Source organism: Paenibacillus sp. J22FR5, from assembly GCF_059691975.1.
In genome coordinates, this window is record NZ_JCAUAN010000043.1 from 30,694 (window position 1) to 49,869 (window position 19,176).

General features: G+C 44.4%; 17 protein-coding genes. 1 reads left to right on the forward strand and 16 read right to left on the reverse strand.

The genetic code is table 11. The features are described from left to right. Positions 1-569 precede the first annotated feature (569 nt). The 16 genes from serC to liaF all read right to left on the reverse strand — a co-directional run bounded on the left by serC (position 570) and on the right by liaF (position 17,492). Positions 570-1,658 (reverse strand): 3-phosphoserine/phosphohydroxythreonine transaminase, encoded by a 1,089-nt coding sequence (serC, locus tag AC58P7_RS30995; RefSeq protein WP_497349871.1) that lies wholly within the window; start codon positions 1,656-1,658, stop codon positions 570-572. A gap of 79 nt (positions 1,659-1,737) precedes the next feature. Further along, on the reverse strand, positions 1,738-2,247 hold the full coding sequence (locus AC58P7_RS31000) for a mismatch-specific DNA-glycosylase (protein WP_497349873.1): 510 nt from the start codon (positions 2,245-2,247) through the stop codon (positions 1,738-1,740). Positions 2,248-2,264: 17 nt separating this feature from the next. Continuing rightward, entirely contained in the window at positions 2,265-3,497 is a 1,233-nt protein-coding gene (locus tag AC58P7_RS31005; RefSeq protein WP_497349875.1) for a DUF1501 domain-containing protein, read from the reverse strand. Between the two features lie 12 nt (positions 3,498-3,509). Further along, entirely contained in the window at positions 3,510-4,838 is a 1,329-nt protein-coding gene (locus AC58P7_RS31010; protein ID WP_497349877.1) for a DUF1800 domain-containing protein, read from the reverse strand. A 133-nt stretch (positions 4,839-4,971) separates the two neighbouring features. Continuing rightward, a complete protein-coding gene (locus AC58P7_RS31015; protein WP_497349879.1) occupies positions 4,972-5,529 on the reverse strand; it encodes an NADPH-dependent FMN reductase in 558 nt (185 codons plus the stop codon). A 190-nt stretch (positions 5,530-5,719) separates the two neighbouring features. Continuing rightward, positions 5,720-7,144, reverse strand: coding sequence for a type I glutamate--ammonia ligase (gene glnA, locus AC58P7_RS31020; protein WP_497349881.1), 1,425 nt, complete (start codon positions 7,142-7,144; stop codon positions 5,720-5,722). 240 nt (positions 7,145-7,384) lie between these two features. Continuing rightward, the gene (aroF, locus tag AC58P7_RS31025) at positions 7,385-8,428 is read right to left on the reverse strand and encodes a 3-deoxy-7-phosphoheptulonate synthase (RefSeq protein WP_497349883.1); all 1,044 of its coding nucleotides are present in this window, start codon (positions 8,426-8,428) and stop codon (positions 7,385-7,387) included. A 177-nt stretch (positions 8,429-8,605) separates the two neighbouring features. Beyond that, entirely contained in the window at positions 8,606-9,145 is a 540-nt protein-coding gene (locus AC58P7_RS31030; RefSeq protein ID WP_497349885.1) for a DUF2062 domain-containing protein, read from the reverse strand. Between the two features lie 36 nt (positions 9,146-9,181). Next, positions 9,182-10,138, reverse strand: coding sequence for a 4-hydroxy-3-methylbut-2-enyl diphosphate reductase (locus tag AC58P7_RS31035; RefSeq protein ID WP_497349887.1), 957 nt, complete (start codon positions 10,136-10,138; stop codon positions 9,182-9,184). Between the two features lie 46 nt (positions 10,139-10,184). Next, positions 10,185-11,660 carry a sensor histidine kinase gene (locus tag AC58P7_RS31040; protein ID WP_497349889.1) on the reverse strand — a complete coding sequence of 492 codons (1,476 nt, stop codon included), beginning with the start codon at positions 11,658-11,660 and terminating at the stop codon, positions 10,185-10,187. A 1-nt stretch (position 11,661) separates the two neighbouring features. After that, on the reverse strand, positions 11,662-12,351 hold the full coding sequence (locus tag AC58P7_RS31045) for a response regulator transcription factor (RefSeq protein WP_497349891.1): 690 nt from the start codon (positions 12,349-12,351) through the stop codon (positions 11,662-11,664). 123 nt (positions 12,352-12,474) lie between these two features. Continuing rightward, positions 12,475-14,067 carry a S1C family serine protease gene (locus tag AC58P7_RS31050; protein WP_497349893.1) on the reverse strand — a complete coding sequence of 531 codons (1,593 nt, stop codon included), beginning with the start codon at positions 14,065-14,067 and terminating at the stop codon, positions 12,475-12,477. 139 nt (positions 14,068-14,206) lie between these two features. Further along, positions 14,207-14,620 carry a YugN family protein gene (locus AC58P7_RS31055; RefSeq protein ID WP_497349895.1) on the reverse strand — a complete coding sequence of 138 codons (414 nt, stop codon included), beginning with the start codon at positions 14,618-14,620 and terminating at the stop codon, positions 14,207-14,209. Between the two features lie 102 nt (positions 14,621-14,722). Next, positions 14,723-15,373, reverse strand: coding sequence for a response regulator transcription factor (locus tag AC58P7_RS31060; protein WP_497349897.1), 651 nt, complete (start codon positions 15,371-15,373; stop codon positions 14,723-14,725). After that, a complete protein-coding gene (locus AC58P7_RS31065; protein WP_497349899.1) occupies positions 15,357-16,409 on the reverse strand; it encodes a HAMP domain-containing sensor histidine kinase in 1,053 nt (350 codons plus the stop codon). The genes AC58P7_RS31060 and AC58P7_RS31065 overlap by 17 nt, the downstream gene beginning before the upstream one ends. Positions 16,410-16,418: 9 nt before the next feature. Further along, the gene (liaF, locus tag AC58P7_RS31070; RefSeq protein ID WP_497349901.1) at positions 16,419-17,492 is read right to left on the reverse strand and encodes a cell wall-active antibiotics response protein LiaF; all 1,074 of its coding nucleotides are present in this window, start codon (positions 17,490-17,492) and stop codon (positions 16,419-16,421) included. Positions 17,493-17,762: 270 nt separating this feature from the next. Here liaF and AC58P7_RS31075 point away from each other — a divergent pair, with 270 nt between their 5' ends. After that, positions 17,763-19,052, forward strand: coding sequence for an ammonium transporter (locus AC58P7_RS31075; protein ID WP_497349903.1), 1,290 nt, complete (start codon positions 17,763-17,765; stop codon positions 19,050-19,052). Positions 19,053-19,176 lie beyond the last annotated feature (124 nt).

The following is a 19,176-nucleotide window of genomic DNA, read 5'->3' on the forward strand; positions in this document are numbered from 1 at the left end:
TCAATTCTCTCTCTTGTGCCATCACTTGCGGGTAACCTATATGTAGTGAACATTCGTATTCTATCGTTAGTTATTCATGGAAGAAGCTAAACCTAAATCGACAGAATCTGCGTTTTCTTAGCTACGCCGTACGCGGTCAAAAAAGCCGAAAACCTGCGGTTTTACTACATTTCCAGCTCTATTTGAGCTTTCTTCTAGCAATCTCGCAACGCGCTTTTTATCACGACATCTAGTTGATAGATTCAAATTTATATCAATATATTGTGTTTGTCAACGAGCAAAACGGCCTATTGACACCCCAAAAAGACCTAAACCTAGACGGGACGTGGCTCGCTAGGTTTCGAAAAAATATTTTCGATTTTTACTTGATTTTTTCGAAAATGTCGAAATGCCTAGGACTATGAGCTCCCACTATATCTAGTTTCAGATTCCACCTTAACAACCCTCTTTAAACCTTCCCAGAGACCCTCTACAGGCGTCCAAACCCTCCAATCGATAACTCATGCCTCCAACAAAAAAAAGCTATTCACGCGCACACGAGGGTGCCATGAATAGCTCCATTCATTTTCTTAGCTGTTGCGTTGTTGGAAATCCGTCATGAAATCAGCAAGTGCTTTACACGATGTGTAAGGTACAGCGTTATACGTTGAAGCACGTAAACCGCCAACACTGCGGTGACCTTTCAATCCGACAAATCCTTGCTGTTCCGTTTCTTTAATGAACTTCTTCTCCAGCTCTTCATCTTGCAAGCGGAACGTAATATTCATTGTAGAACGACTGCCAAGATCCACAGGTCCGCGATAGAAGCCATTGCTGCTATCAATCGCACGATAAATAAGGCCTGATTTTTCTACATTGTTCTTCTCAATTACCGTTAATCCGCCTTGCTCCTCAATCCATTTCAATACGAGATTCACCATATAAATGGAATAAGCAGGCGGCGTATTGTATAAGGAGTTGTTTTTGCTATGCGTTTCATAGCGCATCATAGTTGGAATTGTTTTTGGCAGATCGACGAGTAAATCGTCCTTGATAATCGCAACAGTCACACCAGATGGTCCAAGATTCTTCTGTGCTCCTGCATAGATCATGCTGAACTTCGACACATCGACTGGGCGGCTCAAGATATCGCTAGACATATCGGCAATCAAAGGAACGTTTCCTGTATCCGGATAGCTCTGGAACTGCGCACCTTCAATCGTTTCGTTGGAAGTCACATGCAGATAAGCGGAATTCGCGTGAAGATTAATCTCACTCAAATCCGGGATTTTCATGAACTTCTGCTCCTTGGAGCTTGCTGCGATGGCAACTTCGCCGAACAGTGCAGCCTCTTGAACTGCTTTTTCAGCCCATGCGCCAGTTAGTACGTAACTGCCTACTTGACCAGCTCTCAAGAAATTCATAGGAATCATTGCAAATTGAGAGCTTGCCCCACCTTGCAAGAAGAGAATTTGGTATCCAGCCGGAATCCCGAAAATACGCTTCAATAATTCTTGTGTTTCATTGTGCACTTGCTCATATTCCGAACTACGGTGAGAAATTTCCATGATGGACATGCCAATACCTTTAAAATCAACAAACTCCTCTTGCGCTCTCTGAAGTACTTCGAGCGGTAAAGCCGCAGGCCCTGCGTTAAAGTTATAGGCCCTGTTTCCCATGAGTGACCACACCTTTGCTTTTGTATTATGGCTATGATAGCAATATTCTGTTCAAGCATCAAGTAAAACCTCAAACCGGTTATCCGAGACTAGGCAGAATCCCACGATAAATCGCTATCATTTCCTCCAGCTTCATCCGAACAAGTCCACTTGAAGACGGGCACACATAATCAATAACGCCCTCTACCATCGGATCCGGTTGACTCCCCCAAGGTATGCCTCTGCGGCCGCTATATTGCTCATAAACACCCTTCCCGACGAAGCAAACCACCTTAGGGCGATAGGTCTGAATCTTTTCTTTTAAAATACGTCTGCCCTCCCTGTACTCCTCTGCGGTGATTTCCGCTGCTGTCAATGAGGGACGTGCCACAATGTTTGTGAAACCGTAGCCGATTTGCAGCAAATCGCCGTCCTCCTGCGGCTTATAGAGCCGTGGTGTTATACCCGCTTGATGAAGAATCCGATAAAATCGATTACTAGGATTCGCATAATGATGTCCCGTTTCGCCTGAACGGATACTCGGGTTATAACCAACGAAGAGAATTTTCAAATTCTCTCCAATATGATCTGAGATTGCCGCAAGTTCCAACAGCGCACCTCTTTCTTTTAGATAAACTTCAAATTCTCATAGGATTTGCCCAGTACAGTCGCTGTATCACCTTGTAACCAGGAATCAATTAACGTACTATACACGGAGCGAAAATCCACTTCATATTTCAAATCACCATTGTCCAATTTACTTAAATTCGGATAGGCTCCATACAGACCGCCTTTCACCTTGCCGCCAATGACGAACATCGGTGCCGCTGTCCCGTGGTCTGTTCCACCGCTTGCGTTCTCCTTAACACGTCGTCCGAATTCTGAGAACACCATCACAGCTACACGATCTTGCAGCCCTTGTGCTTCCAAATCCTGATAGAAAGCCGTCAGCCCTTCATCCACCTGCGTCAGCGTGCGCTCATGCTGCAGCTTCTCATCGGCATGATCATCAAAACCACCCACTTCTATATTGAACAGTCGGGTTCCTGACTTGCTTGCTAACAGCTTCGTCACAACCTGCAAGTCTTTAGCGAAATTCGTATTCGGGTAGGTCACTTTATTCGTATAAGTAGCAGACAGCGATTGAATCGCTTCGACGCTTTTGAACGCTTCAGACCCTCTAGTCGATACAACACGCAGTTGCTCCAGCTGATTCGAAGCTCCATACATATCCAAGAACGCTTTGGAGATTCTATTCTTGTCCATCAAAGCCGTCTTAGGATCAAATACATGATAGGACTCCAGCTCTTGAATGACGGGAAAGCTCGATTTATCTGAGGCGAAGGCCTTACTCCCCGACCCGCTAATTTGAATGGCTTTTAGAGGATTGCTGTTGCTCTGCAAGGAAGCATCGGCGTAACGAGCGAGCCAGCCGCTGCGGCTGAACTTGTTAGGCTCTGCGGTTTGCCAGATTTCCATAGAACGAAAATGTGAATGATTAGGCTCCGGATATCCAACACCTTGTATAATAGCCATTTTGCCCAACTTATACAACGCTGCCAATCCCTTGAGACTTGGATTTAAACCAACATGATGATCAAGCGCGAGTATGTCCTTCTGCTCATATGCAAGTGTAGGCCGCGAATCAAAGTATATGCCTTGTCCATAGGGGATCAACGTATTGATGCCGTCATTGCCGCCGCTTAATTGCACAACAACCAACACAGGGTCTTCTACATCAGCCACTGTACTGCCAGCCCAAAGTGATTTTCCCGTTTCTGTAAAAAGTGCACCGCCAAGCCCCAGGGTTGCGAATAACGCTGTACCTTTAATCAGAAAATCTCTTCTCGTTAGTTTCACCTGGATCCCCCCTTATTTCATTTGAGCCTCAGGACTAATCAAAACCAGCTGCAACAGGCCACGCAAACCTGTCGTTTTCTGCTTCGCTTGTTTGTTATGTACAATCGTGTCATCTGCATAAGCGCTCAAGCTCTTCTGTGTTTGCTCCGATAAATCCGTAATTCCCATGAGCTGTGCAAATTGCTTCGCCCATTCCAACGGAGAATTGGATTGATCCGGCGTGAACTCGGCAGAAGTCAATGACTGTCCGTTCATTTGCTTCGCAACGCCCTCAGCAAATTGATATCGTGCCAATAGACAGTTCGTTGTGAGCCATGCAGCGCCACCTCTCCAGCCTGCAACATCAGGAGGAACAAATAGCTCCTGTCCCATCCTCCGCATCGCTTGCGCATGCCCCTTGGCGACGGAGAGCTTACAGCATTTCAGGATACCCGCGACATAATCTGCTGGTGTTTTGATAAGTGCCAACCTGTATTTCTCCACATAAAATTCATCAGATAAGAAAAGCTCCTGAAGCACTTCCCCCACTGTATGTTTCTGCGTAATTAATCCTGCTATGGTCTGAATCCAACTCTCTGAAGGTGTGTCCGTTGCAAAATAATTCAACAGCTTCGCAGCCAGAAAAATTGGTAATGATTTTTGATGAAATAAGATGTCGATGACATCGTCTGCATCCAGCTTACCACTTTCACCTAAGAACGTTTTCGAGTCGTTGTCGTGCTCTTTGGCATTATAAATGACCTTATGTTCATTCTTATTGTACATCCACCCTGTGAATGCCCGCGCAGACTCCTTCACATCCAATTCTGTATAGTGCCCGATCCCAAGCGTGAATAGCTCCATCACCTCACGGGCATAATTCTCATTCGGCTTGCCTTTTTTATTCTGATTGACATCCAGCCAAATCATCATCGCCGGATCCTTGCCAATCTCGGTGAGAAGCTCTTTGAAATTCCCTAAGGCATATTTACGAAACAGCTCATTTTGACCCACCATAAGCGCCGCATCCTTCACCTTATAATTCGCCGTCGCAAAATGCCCATGCCAAAACAACGTCATCTTCTCAATGAGCGGCGAGGGCGAGCTTACCATACGATACAACCAAAACATCTGTTGATCTACTAATTGGAGTGGATCTAACGCTTTCTTACCGTCCGCATGAAATTGATCAAATGAGGCTGGCTTTGGAGCATTAGCGATGAGTGCTTCACCAGATACCAGACGTCTTACCGTCTCTTCCCGCCCTAGTGCAAGACATGCTGCAACCTCTTCTTTCGTCGAACCAAATCCCGCACGAAGTAATAGATGAACCACTTCCTTGTTCGTCCACTGGAATCCCATGAGCTTCCCTCCGTCCACTTTTTTCCATACTGTACCATATAAATATGTCAAAAGTGTGTAGTAAAACGAAAAAACCAAGACATAGACTTGGTTTAGTTGATTATTTCTGCCTTTTGAGCTGCAGCTCTGACGATTACGATTTGGTTCCTGAAGATAATTGCCCAGCAAGTTGTAGGAAGGACCCGACAACACGTCGAATTCGCTTCTCCACATCCGGGTGGATGTCCTCGAAGGGCACATCTCCGCGGAAGCTCTTGCGTTGATCACCGCCGATAGAAATCCATTCCGGGCAGTTAATACCATGCAGATTGCGAACAACGGTCTTAAGTTGTGTCAGTGAGCTAACGGCAACCGCTCCACCTGAGGAGCTGACGGATAGCACCGCTTTGTTATTGAAATGATCCTGCCCAATATGATCGAGCGCATTTTTCAACACGCCAGAAATTCCGCTATGATACTCTGGCGCTGCGAGGACGATCGCATCGGCGGCCAGCATAGCTTGTTTAAATGCCGCTAGTGCTTGATAGTTGTCTCCATCGTCTTCGGGTGAATAGAATGGTAAGGGTGTCCGATACAAGTCGATCATCGTTACATCGTGTTGCTCTTGTGTTGCCAGATGTTGAATATATGCGGCAAGTCGTGTACTAGTCGCTGCTCCATGATTGCTTCCTGCAATAATCGTAATTTTCATCGTCTTTCATCCTTCCTAAACTGATCATCTTTTAGGAATATTATACCTAACATTCTTCCCTTGCACATCATTAATTATAATTATTCTAAAATAATAAAAATTATTATATTATACAAAAAGAAAACTGCTCCCTTCACAGATCACTATGAAAGGGGCAGTTCCTATGATGATATCGAATATGTGCTAAGGATTAGCAATCGAAGTAAAGGTTATACTCGTGTGGGTGAATACGGATTGCAACTTGTTTCGCTTCGCCACGTTTCAAGTCGATGTAGTTATCGATGAAATCTTGTGTGAATACGCCGCCTTCAGTCAAGAAGTCGGAATCAGCTGCAAGAGCATCCAAAGCCTCGTCTAATGAACCAGGAACGCTGCGGATTTCAGCTTTCTCAGCATCGGACATTTCATAGATATTTGTATCAAAAGGACCGTATCCAAGAGCACGTGGATCGATTTTCTTTTTGATTCCGTCAAGTCCAGCCATCAACATTGCTGCGAAAGCAAGGTATGGGTTAGCTGTGCTGTCTGGTGTACGGAATTCGATACGACAACCTTTAGGTGTCACAGCTGCGATAGGAATACGAACTGCTGCAGAACGGTTACCTTTGGAGAATACAAGGTTAACCGGTGCTTCGTAACCAGGAACTAGACGTTTAAAGGAGTTTGTACTTGGGTTAGTAAGTGCGATCAACGCTGGAGCGTGATACAAGATACCACCGATGTAATTAATAGCCATTTCGGAAAGGTTAGCATATGCGCCTTTTTCGTAGAACAAAGGGTTACCTTCGTTGAAAATGGACATATGAACGTGCATTCCGCTACCGTTGTCACCAAATAGTGGTTTCGGCATGAATGTTGCTACTTTACCATATTCTCTCGCTGTGTTAGCAACGATATACTTGTATTTAAGCAAGTTGTCTGCTGTTTTAGTCAACGTGTCAAAACGGAAGTTGATTTCAGCTTGACCAGCTGTAGCTACTTCGTGATGGTGACGCTCGATGCGAAGACCAGCATCAGCAAGTTTATTACACATTTCAGAACGGATATCTTGTTGGGAATCCATTGGAGCTACTGGAACGTAACCACCTTTTACTGGAACTTTGTAACCAAGGTTACCGCCTTCTTCTTTACGTCCTGTGTTCCAACCAGCTTCTTCGGAGTCAACTTCGAAGTAAGATTTGTTCATACCATTTTCGAAACGAACATCATCAAAAATGAAGAATTCGGATTCTGGTGCGAAGAATGCTGTTGTACCTACACCAGTTGTTTGCAAATATTCTTCAGCCTTTTGAGCGATGCTACGTGGATCACGGTCATAACGTTCGCCTTCAGGTGTATGGATGTTGCTCATAATGATTAAAGTTGGGTGTGCTGTGAAAGGATCAACATACGCAGTTTCCGTATCTGGCATCATTACCATGTCGGATTGTTCAATACCACGGAATCCTGGGATGGATGAACCGTCAAAAGCTACGCCATTCACGAATGTTTCTTCATCTACTTCTGTAGCTGGCAAAGAGATATGCTGCGCTTTACCGGAAAGACCAACGAAACGAAAATCTACCCACTCAATATTTTTTTCCTTGATAAGGTTCAACACGTTTTGAACTGACATTTAAAAAACCCTCCCATTTCCGTACATTCAACGTACTTTACATGATTAATGTTCAACTTTTGCTTGTTTTCTTTCACATATTATATAGCTATTCCTCTAACACAGTCAATACTTATGTCAGGTATTTTTTAAAGATGTGTAAGCTATTCTTACACTATTTCATTTACTTCCCATATATCCAAAAACAGGAAACGGATTTCTCCGTTAGGAAAGAAACCCGTTTCCATTTAACCTGGTATATTACGCCAAAATGGCTTCTTTTTTTGTATCAAACTTCTTACCCAGCAATGGAGCAAGCTTCTCAAGATCAGACAGTAAGTGAGCAAACTGATCTGGGAACAAGGACTGCACACCGTCGCCTGTCATTGAATTGTCTGGATCTGTATGCATTTCGATGATTAAGCCGTCAGCGCCAGCAGCAACGGATGCCTTCGTCATAGGAACAACAAGCTCTCTGCGGCCCGTTCCATGACTTGGATCTGAGATTACCGGCAAATGGCTCAACTGTTTAAGCACTGGGATTGCCGATAAGTCTAACGTATTTCGTGTATACGTTTCGAATGTACGGATTCCGCGCTCGCAAAGCATAACATTCGGATTGCCGCCAGCGAGGATGTACTCAGCTGCATTCAAGAATTCATCATAAGTGGAACTAAATCCACGTTTGAGCAACACTGGTGTTTGAATCGTTCCTAGTTTCCGTAGAAGATCAAAGTTTTGCATATTACGCGTACCCACTTGGAGGATGTCAGCGTATTGTGCACATACATCAACGTACTCCGGTGTCATAACTTCTGTAATTGTAAGAAGTCCGTGCTTCTTACCCGCTTCAGCCATCATGATCAAGCCTTCAACGCCAACACCTTGGAAGCTGTATGGACCTGTTCTTGGTTTAAATGCGCCGCCGCGAAGTACTTGGCCGCCAGCTGCCTTCACCAAGCGAGCAATTTCATCGATTTGTTCTGGTGTTTCTACTGCGCAAGGACCGCCCATAACAACGAGCTGCTCGCCACCGATTTCAACACCTTTGATAGTAATAACTGTGTCTGCAGGGTGGAAGTCGCGGCTTGCTAATTTGTACGACTTGGAAATTTTCACAACTTGCTCAACACCTGACATCTGGCGAAGCTGTTCTGCTAATTTCGGATCCGCTTGACCAATGATCCCAATGACTGTACGATCCTCACCTTTAGATACATGAGCTTGAACTCCTTGCTTTTCAATAAATTGTACGATTTCCTGAATACGCTCATCCGAAGTTTTGTTTGATGTGATTGCGATCATGTGATCCACGCTCCTAATTAGTTTATTATGGGATAATTCATTGTTATCTCACTTCGTAATTTTCACTCACACGCTTCAACGCTTGTTCGCTTCTACGCTTTTATGCTTCTATGCTTTTAACCGTTAAAGTAAATATACAACGCTTGACGAGATTTCGTCAAGCGCTAATTTATTTTCCTATTCATTTGTTTTCGAAGGGGCCAACTCATCTTTACGAATTCTACGTTTTTCTTTACGGCGATTCGTGTGGTATTTAAGCAACAGCACAACAGGGAAATAAGCAATGATGCCAAGGAAAAGACCAACGACCATACCACCGACAATTAAATCCAATCCGCTTCGAATAATATTAGAAAGTAGATGCGGTAGATGATGAATCAGATAGATCTTAAAGTGCTTCGGCACTAAAGCTTCCCCGACCTGCTTATTTAGAATTGAAAAAGGTATATAGATGACTTTACCGAACACAAAGCCAATTAATGCCGCAGGTAGGTTCGCTCTCAGGAGATAAACCAATGGAAAAATGAGAACAAACGCAAATCCCGCAGTGGGCAGCGTGAACATCTCAACGAATAGACCAATCGAAAAGCCCCTTGCTACCATGGAAGGACCGCCCTTGGCACGTAGAAGAAGTAAATATTTGTATCTAAACCAACGTTTAGTACTTTTCCAATCGTAGCGAGCTTTCATCATTTTCACCTTCTGAGTACTTTGCATGCTAATCTCAATCCCGTCGAGTGGAATAAGCAGGAATTACACATTACTTGCTGCTTTGGATTTAACAGTGGGAATTAGTTTCTTCATATTAATAGTACGTTTTATTTCCCAACTGGTTTCATCTTTCGCATCATAGTTTTCCAAATAGGTAATAACCTCTTTGGTTATCGGTGTTGGTGTGGAAGCTCCTGAGGTTACACCCACTTTACGCACATTCGCCAACCATTCGATGTTCAGTTCAGATACATCTGAAATTCGGTATGCCATAACACCAGCGATTTCTTGCGAAACCTGCGCTAAGCGATTTGAATTGTTACTTTTCGGATCACCAACTACAATGACCAGATCCACTTCCTTTGCTTGCTCCGCGACAGCCTCTTGCCGAACTTGCGTAGCCAAGCAAATTTCATTATGAATTTCGGCTTTCGGGAAAAGAGTCAATAACCGATTCATAATATGTTTAATATCCCATTGACTCATCGTTGTTTGATTCGTAATGATGATTCGGTTTGACTTGAGATTGAGCAATTCAGCTTCCTCTAGCTTCTCAATGAGATGCACATGATCAGGTGCTACGCCAATAGCCCCCTCTGGCTCTGGATGCCCCTTTTTACCGATATAAATAATGTCATAGCCGTCCGCGACTTTCTCGCGAATCAAATCATGCGTCTTCGTAACGTCTGGACATGTTGCATCCACAACGGTTAGACCTTTGTCACGCGCTAAACGCCTTACCTCAGGAGAAACCCCGTGTGCGGTAAATATAACGGTACCTGTTTCGACTTGCTGCAAAATCTCAAGACGATTCTCGCCATCTAGCGTAATGACACCTTCTTCTTTGAAGAAATCCGTCACATGCGCGTTATGAACAATCATGCCTAAGATATATATAGGTCTGGGAAGATTTAAATTTTTAGCAGTTTGCATGGCGAGTGCCATTGCGTCAACAACCCCATAACAGTAGCCTCTGGGGGATATTCGAACAACTTCCATATCTTCCACCTACCTAAACCATCGTATTTCTTCTAATTATATCTGATTATATGGCATGAGGGAAGTTCGCGGGAAGCCAGATCAAAAAGGTACTACCTTCATCCTTCCGTGTAGTGACTTCAACAGATCCGTCATGCTCATCAATGATCCATTTGGCAATGGATAGACCTAGTCCTGTCCCCGTCGTAACCCCTCTAGATAAATCAGCACGATAAAAGCGATCGAAAATATGAGGAATATCCTCTTTATCCATCCCGATGCCGGTATCTGATATTCGTATACCAATAAAACTATTCCTTCTTATTGCTTCAATGGCAACAGTGCCCGAAGGTGTATACTTAAAGGCATTTTCTATAAAAATAAACATCAGTTGCTGCAGATAATCACGATTCCCCTGCACAATCGCATCTTCGAGAGCTTCTAAATTGCCCACTTGCCACTCGGCCGTATGCTCAAGCAGCTGCGCCCTCCTTACCACCTCTTGAACTAGCGGCTTGAATTCTATCGGTTGTTTCTCCATGATCACACCGGCATCTGCCCGAGCAAGTGCAAGTAAGTCATTGACTAATCTGCTCATTCGCTGCGCTTCACCTGCAATATCGTGCATAGCCTCCAAGGACATCTGAACTTGGTCTGGCGTAGCCAGCGCTTTGGTCCCCGATGTTTGCTTCCACATTTTCTCCAGCAAATCAACGTTACCTCGAATCGTTGTCAGAGGCGTCCGAAGCTCATGTGAAGCATCCGATACGAATCGTCGCTGTGCGCGATAAGCTTCATCTAATTCCACATACGTAATCTGAATACGGGATAGCATCCCATTAATGGTATTGGTCAAACGTCCTATTTCATCCAATGGACCATCGTAGTGAATTCGCTTCTCCAGATCGTCTCCGCTTCCGATTTGATTCGCAGCATCGATGACACGCTCAATTGGTTTCAATGCCTTACGTGCTAAAAACCAACCAAGTGAAGCTGCAACGAGAATCGTAAGAATCGCCCATATTATCAGCGTATTGCGCAGCGTAACTGCAGTCCTCTCATAGCTCCCAATCGGTACAGCAGATTGTAATACACCAATAAGATTTCTCGCCTGATCATCTGACCGTATACCTAAATAATAGATGAGAATATCTTGGTTTAGAAACTTGGTTTTCTCAAAAAAATCAGTCTGCGTTTGCAATTTATCTAGAACAGCTTGACTCAAAGGCAATGTTTGTTGATAATTTTGCAAATTCGCTGATCGGTTATAGCTCTTGAGCAATACATTATATAATTGTAAGAAGGTATTCGTAGATAAGAAATCTCTCGCCTCCAACTCTAAGTCGAGCGCAAGACCTTTCTTTGAAAGAACGTAACTTGTCTGAATACGTGCCGCGCTAGTGACAGCTTCGTTCTTCAAATCCTCACGAATTTGATCATAAAGGAAGAAGTTCAGAAGGAAATAGAGCACAATCCCAAACAGCAGCATCGTGATGGCCAATATACCTGAATACCAGAGCGTTAGCCGCAGGCGAAGCGACATCTTAATTTTCCCCTCTCAACACATAGCCTGCTCCTCGGACCGTTTGAATCAAACGTTTATGGCCAAATTCTTCTGTCTTCTGGCGTAATAGCGCTATGTAAACCTCTAAGACATTGGACTCGCCACTGTAATCGTAGCCCCATATCTTCTCCATAATAATATCCCTCGACAGCACGCGTTTCGGATTTTGCATGAATAAATGCAATAAATCAAACTCTTTCGTTGTTAATTCGATGAGTTTCTCGCCGCGGAAAACCTCACGCGTATCTAAATCTAGTATGGCATCTTCAAAACCCAGCCGATTGTTCATCTGCTCAGGACGCTCTGTTCTTCGACGAAGTAATACACGCACTCTAGCTAACAGCTCTTCCAAAGCAAAGGGCTTGACCAAATAATCGTCAGCACCTAAATCCAGACCTTTCACACGATCACTAATATCATCCTTCGCAGTCAGCATAAGAATGGGCACTTCACTGCCGCTTTCACGTATACGACGAACAACTTCCCAGCCATCGATGTGCGGCATCATAACGTCCAAAATAATGAGCTGCGGCTCTGTCACGAGCATTTGCTTGAGTCCCTCTAAGCCATTAGCCGCTGTTGTAACCAAATACCCTTCAAAGGCAAGTCCGCGCCTTAGCATGGACGTGATTTTCTCATCATCATCAATCACCATAATATTTTCTCTCATCGGTCCGCCCCCGTTCTACTTCCTATTGTAACAAAATTACTGCTTAGCAAAAAGAAGCAGAGCCTGCAAGCTTGAGGCCGCGGACTCTACTTCCTTTTCATTTGAATTCATTGGACTTCCAGCTTACTGAGCCGGTGTCTCTGTCAGCGTGTTTTTATCCCCAACTGTAACTGGCACTTCTGTCCGCTTACCATCACGAATGATACCTAGCGTTACTTTGTCGCCTACCTTGGTTGCTTGAACCTTCGTGATCAACTCTTGTGAGTTTTTGATTTTCGTACCATTCAAATCTACGATCACATCGTATTGACGCAAACCTGCTTGGAATGCTGGGCTCTTACGTTGAACACTGCCAACCAAAGCGCCATCTGTGTTAGAAAGCTTCAATTCACTAACCCAGTCTTTGCCGATATCTTGCAGTCCAACACCGAGGTAAGGAACTGGCTCTTTTGGAATTGTCACATTATTTTTCAAATTTTCTAGAACAGATGAAATCGTGCTTGTTGGAATCGCAAAACCAATACCTTGCGCTTGCGAGCTTACCGCTGTATTGATCCCAATTACTTCACCGTTTAGGTTCAGCAGAGGACCACCAGAGTTACCAGGGTTAATGGAAGCATCTGTTTGCAGTAAATGTTTATATTCACGAGTGCCCTTCTCATCCGGGATACTAATTGGACGTTCCTTCGCACTAAGCACACCAACGGTTACCGTATGGTCGAACCCATAAGGGTTACCGATCGCAACAACCCAATCCCCTACGTTAACGTCGTCTGCTTTACCAAGAGGAAGGATAGGGAAATCTTTTGTACCTTCAATTTTAAGGACAGCTAAGTCTAAATCATAGGAACTACCTTGCAATTTGGCTGTGAATGGTTTGTCATATCCTTCGACAGTTACTTGAATTTCGTCAGCACCGTCAACCACGTGCTCATTCGTTAAGATATAACCTGTTTTTTCGAAAATAAACCCTGTTCCCATACCCGCTGGTTGCAACTGGCCGCTTCCTGAATCACTTTGACCACTTTTGGGCGTTGTTTGTCCGCCACCGCCATTGTCGCCAAAAAACTGACGGAAGAATGGATCATCGAAAAGTGAGTTTCCATTGCTGCGACTCGATGTCTTCGGTTTAACGAGTGATTCAACCTTTACGATCGCAGGGCCTGCGTTTTGAGCAATTGCTGCGATGTTACCTGGGCGAACAACATCTAGGGCTACATTTTTCACTTCGCCGCCATTATTCGAGCTGCTCGCTGTGGTTGTCGCTGAATTTGAACCAGAAGCTAGCGGCTGGTTGCCTGAGAACATGTTCGTTTTATCCGCGGTGAACATCAATGCACTGACAACAAGTGCCCCTGCCATGAAAGCGGCAAAAATACTTTTAACCGAGGAACGCTTCTTCGCGTTCGGATCCCAACCTGCTGGACCTTGGGAAGCATGCTCAGGACCAAAGCTGAATGGGCGCAACGTCTTCGGCGGCGTCACTTCTACATTCGCAGTGCCTTCCGAAGCTGAAGAAGAAGTGGTTAAGGATTGTCCTTCATTTTCTTCATTGAAAGCTGATTTGTAAGGACCGTATGAATAGTAGTAGGAAGGTCTTTCTTTATTCGGCTCTTGCCCATCGTTTGCACGTGATTGCTCCTGCGTAGTGTCCGCGTTGTTATCATTATTCTGCGGCTTGAAAAAGTCGCTATAGTCTTTTTTGTTCTCGTCCATAGGTCTTACCTCCATTGATTATAGTTATAAGTGCATATTCTCTTGAAGGATCATGTTGTTCTCTATGTGTCTATCATGCACTCACAACCTTAAGCGAATATTAAAAAACAATAAAATGGAGGTAAAAATAGGACATAAATTAATGTACCCAGGCTTTTTCAACTTTTTGCAGTACAATCGCAGCTTCTTTTACCCATTTATCCTCGATCCCGGCATCGGAATCCAGTGGAGCTTGGAACTGATCAATCAATGCACCTGCAGTCTCTAATTCAGCCTCAGGATCTACCCCTTCATTATAGACATGCTTCAGCACAAATGGTGTACCTACCTCGACGACTGCATCAGTCGCCTCCGTATCGCCGTCGATTCTACCAGTGATAACTTGAACGGGAATTCGCAGCCAAACTTTATGCGCCTCATCCAGAAAACGATCAAAGTAGCCATGGTCGTAATCCCAGCCTCCGCCCAAATTAAAATCAAACTGTTCTAGCTGGGCACGTACTTTGTCAAACGATTCTTGAACCTGCTCCAGTGAGGAAGATAGTGGTTTCATAGAGATTGGACACTCCTTAAGCGCGCTTATTATTTTACTTACGCATAGAATGTGCCAAAATAACGTTTTTATGTGTGATAGTCCCTCTATTTGTTCGTTCTGTTAAACCCATCCTTTTCGATGTGCGAAAATGGCTAATTGCGTTCGATCATCAAGTTCACACTTCATCAACAGGTTGCTGACGTGCGTTTTGACCGTTTTGATACTAATAAAAAGCTCCTCGGAAATATCTTTGTTGCTCTTCCCTTCGGCAATTAACAGAAGCACTTCTTTCTCTCTCGCTGTTAACCCTTCTTGCTCCGGCAATTCACTCCGTTGTCTAATGCCTCTTGTCAGCGCTTGAGAAACTTCCGCATTCATAACAGGCATCCCGCGGTAAGCACTCTGAATAGCATGAATCAATTGGTCCGAAGAGACCGTCTTCAACATATAACTAATGGCTCCTGATTCAACAGCCTCAAGCACTTTCGCTTCTTCCAGAAATGAGGTCAGCATGATGACCTTAACCTGAGGGAACTTGTCACAAATCAGCTTCGTCGCACCAATTCCATCTAACACCGGCATCGTTAAATCCATAAGGATAACATCTGGCAGTGTCGATAAAGGTCCTCCTTGCAACTGATCATAAGCATCACGACCATTCGAAGCCTCCCCCACGACCTCCAAACCAGGTTCCAAAGATATATACGTACGCAGACCCACGCGGACCATATCGTGATCATCGACTATCATGACTTTAATGTTCGGATTCATTCTGTTTTCCCCCTGAATGTCCAGTAAATCGCGGAATACGTACGCGCACGCGAGTTCCAGAGCCTAATTTGCTATCAATCTCCACTTCGCCTCCTAGCTTTTGTGCTCGTTCTCTCATCGTTGATAAGCCGTGGGAAGCAGAAGGAATATCTCTTCGTTCAAAGCCTTGACCATCATCCTGCAATTGCAACACATATTGATGCTCTCTTTCGTAGATCGCCAAACGCACTTGCTTGGCCGATGCATGCTTGATGACATTCGCTAGACCTTCTTGAATAATGAGAAAAAACTGATGTTCAATCGCTTCTGATATGATTTCAGGTAACGAAACATCAAGTTGACCCTGGAGTTCATGGGTCCGGCAATATTCCGGGAACCATTTCTCCAGGGCTTCTTGTAAGCTCATATCTTTTAATTCAATCGGTCTTAGCTGTGAAATGAGACCCCGCATCTGTTTCTGGGCATGATGGGACATCTCAATGAGTTGATTCATCAAAGTAGGTGCAGCGGCTGGGTTTCTTTCTAAAATTTTCGGAAGCGAGGAAGCGGACATATGGATAGCGAACAGCTCTTGACTCACGGTATCATGGAGATCTCTCGCAAGTCGGCGTCTTTCTTCCATGACTGCGTTCTCCGTTAACTCCTGTTCCCGAATCGCTTCTGCTTCCCCTAACTTTTGCATGAGCTGTACCCGTTCTTCTATCGATGTGGCCATGCTGTTAAAAGCCTCATACAAATACAGAAAGGGTTCAACAGGCTCCATATCGATACGAACTGAGAAATTCCCTTTCGACAATTCAAGCATGGCAACATGCAGTTCATCTACCTTGCGCTGCCATCTTCTAGTCGCAATATATCCAACGGTCAAGCACACCACAAGAATAGCTAAGACAAACCATAGCCGAAACTCCCAAAAACTAAGCAGCTCCTCATAATATTCAAGTACAATGTAAATACCTGAAACCGTCAATACACTCGAGATCAGAAAGTAATTCAACAGCTGCCACTTCATATTGAACATTCGCAATTTGTACATGCTCCATCCTTAACCTATCTTTTTAATGGTAATATCACCAATAAACATGCTAGTCGTTACGACGATTTTATGTTCAGCTTCTTCATACTGAGAGGTTTGCGTTCTGATGTTACGAAGGAATCCACTTTCACGACGATCAAGCACCTTCATATCGCCAATAAAAGAACTCGCCATGACTCGTACTTCAACATCCATATCATTCGGGATGAAAATCTTCACATCACCAATGAAGGCCGTGACATGAATCGTGGTCTCTCCTCTTGGAATTGAGGCACGTGTAAGATCAATAACGGAATCGCCTATAAAATGTGAGATCTGAATCGGCTTTAATTCCCAAGCTTCTTGACCTAGATGAACATCTCCGATAAATCCATGACGGTGAAGAACATCTCCCGAATCGAAATTACGAACAAAACCATCATATTTGTCGTGGTGGTGGTGATTAAAATTACGTTTCTTGGGCTCTTTCCATTCATCAAGTTGGTCATCTTCGGGATAGGCACCGTGAATATCCTTAAGTACTTCCTTCTCTTCATCGGTAAGCCCATATTTCACATTACTCGTCGGAGCTTGATCCATGTGTTCTTTCGGATTGCCTGTCGAACCATCGGAAGTGTTCCAAGTGCCTGACTCCCATTGCTTTTTGTGATGCGCATGACGCATGCGATTGGCTTCTCGCCGTGCTTTTCTTTCTTCATCTCTTGCTTTCTTAATCGAAGGCCAATCAGGCGATTCCTTTTTGCTCGGTCTAAAAATCACATTTAAACCAAAGAATATTAAGGCAAGGGGAGCTAGAAATTTGAACATTTCTCCAATAGATAAATCTGTAACGTTTAAATTCTTTAATAGAAAAATGGTGCCAACGCCGCACAACATTAAGCTCCAAATGGATTCCCCCCACTGATGCTTACGTTGTGATACGAAACCAACTAGTCCATAAAAAATCAGAATGACTGGCCAATACGTGGAAAACATATAGGCAACATCCACATGAATAATGCCCAATTGATTTAGTAAAAAGAGAGTGCCCGCTGATATGAGGACAAGCCCCCAGATCATTCTTTGAAATATATGCGGATTCATACGTTCTTCCTCCATTTGTGTGAAGCGTTGTTATGATAACTCTAGTTTATAAGATACCAAGTAGAATGAAAAGAGACGTTGGATTGAAGGCATCCTCGGTCTGGAGACCGATATTTTAGTCGATTTTCAGCAAACCTCACATGACCGTCGTATAAGCCGAACAATTAGATCATTATGTTATGTAATCTTACGTATTTCGTTGACATGCTTATCATCAGAACCGTATAATTGGTGCTGAGAATGCAAGTATTATAAGGGGAGATTGCAAAAATGGATCAAATCCAACAGCTTACTTCTGGCCTAGATACAATTTGGGTTGTATTGACCGCTGCGATGATTTTATTGATGGAAGGCGGCTTTGCCTTACTTGAAGCTGGTTTTGTAAGACAAAAGAATGCCGTAAGTATTATCATGAAAGTATTTGTTGATATCTCATTTGGTGCGCTTATTTTTTACTTTTTTGGATTTGCACTTATGTACGGTAAGGACGCAGGTGGGTTCATCGGTACAACAGGCTTTTTCATGGGAGGAGATTTAACACACATCGCGTTAACCATCTCACATGAAACCTATTGGTTATTCCAATGCGCCTTTGTTATCGCCGTTATCTCAATTGTATCCGGAGCTGTAGCAGAACGCATCAATTTCCGTGCTTATATTCTTTATACAATAGCCATGACTGGATTAATCTATCCTGTTGCTGGCCACTGGGTATGGGGCGTCAATGGTTGGCTTGGCAAGCTTGGTATGGTTGACTTCGCTGGATCAGCCGTCATCCACGGTCTCGGAGGTTTCTCCGCTCTTGCCGCTGCGATGATCATCGGTCCACGAATTGGCAAATTCTCTGCAGATGGAACAGCCAACATTGTTCCACCATCTAATCTGCCACTTGCCTCCGTCGGCGCATTCATCCTTTGGTTCGGTTGGTTTGGGTTTAATTCCGGGAGCACGTTAAGCGCTACTAACTCCTCGATCGGACACATCGCGGTAACAACGATGCTATCCGCTGCAGCAGGCTGTGCCGCCTGCATTCTGTTCACCATGATGCGCTATCGCAAAGCGGATCCGCCCATGGTTATCAATGGCGCGCTCGCTGGGCTCGTCGGAATTACTGCAGGCTGCGCCTTCGTCAGTGACGTGGCAGCCATCTGTATTGGCGCGATATGCGGGATTGCCATGGTCTACGCCACGGAAATACTGGAAGCCAAACAAATTGATGACCCCGTTGGCGCCTTCCCGGTACACGGTATCAGCGGATGCCTAGGTACGATTGCCGTCGGCTTATGTGCGAAACCAGATGCCATTCGCGAAGGAACGGCTGGATTATTCTATGGCGGCGGTTTCCACCTTTTAGGTGTTCAAGCACTAGGACTCATCACTGTCTGTGTGTGGGGATTCCTCATCACGTGGGTATTCATGAAGCTTATTAAGATGATTGTCCCTTTGCGCGTAAGTCGCGACGAGGAATTGGTCGGTCTAGACGTAGGATCTCACGGCGTTCCCGCTTACAGTCAGGAAGAAGGATTCCTGGACTTACAGCATTTGAAGAACAATCAATAAGGACGGAATCGAATAGGAGGGGGCGGCTAGCCCCCGACCTCTCACACCACCGTACGTACCGTTCGGTATACGGCGGTTCATGAAACATTCCGTAAATCGTGGTATCTGTCCGCTAAACTTTTAA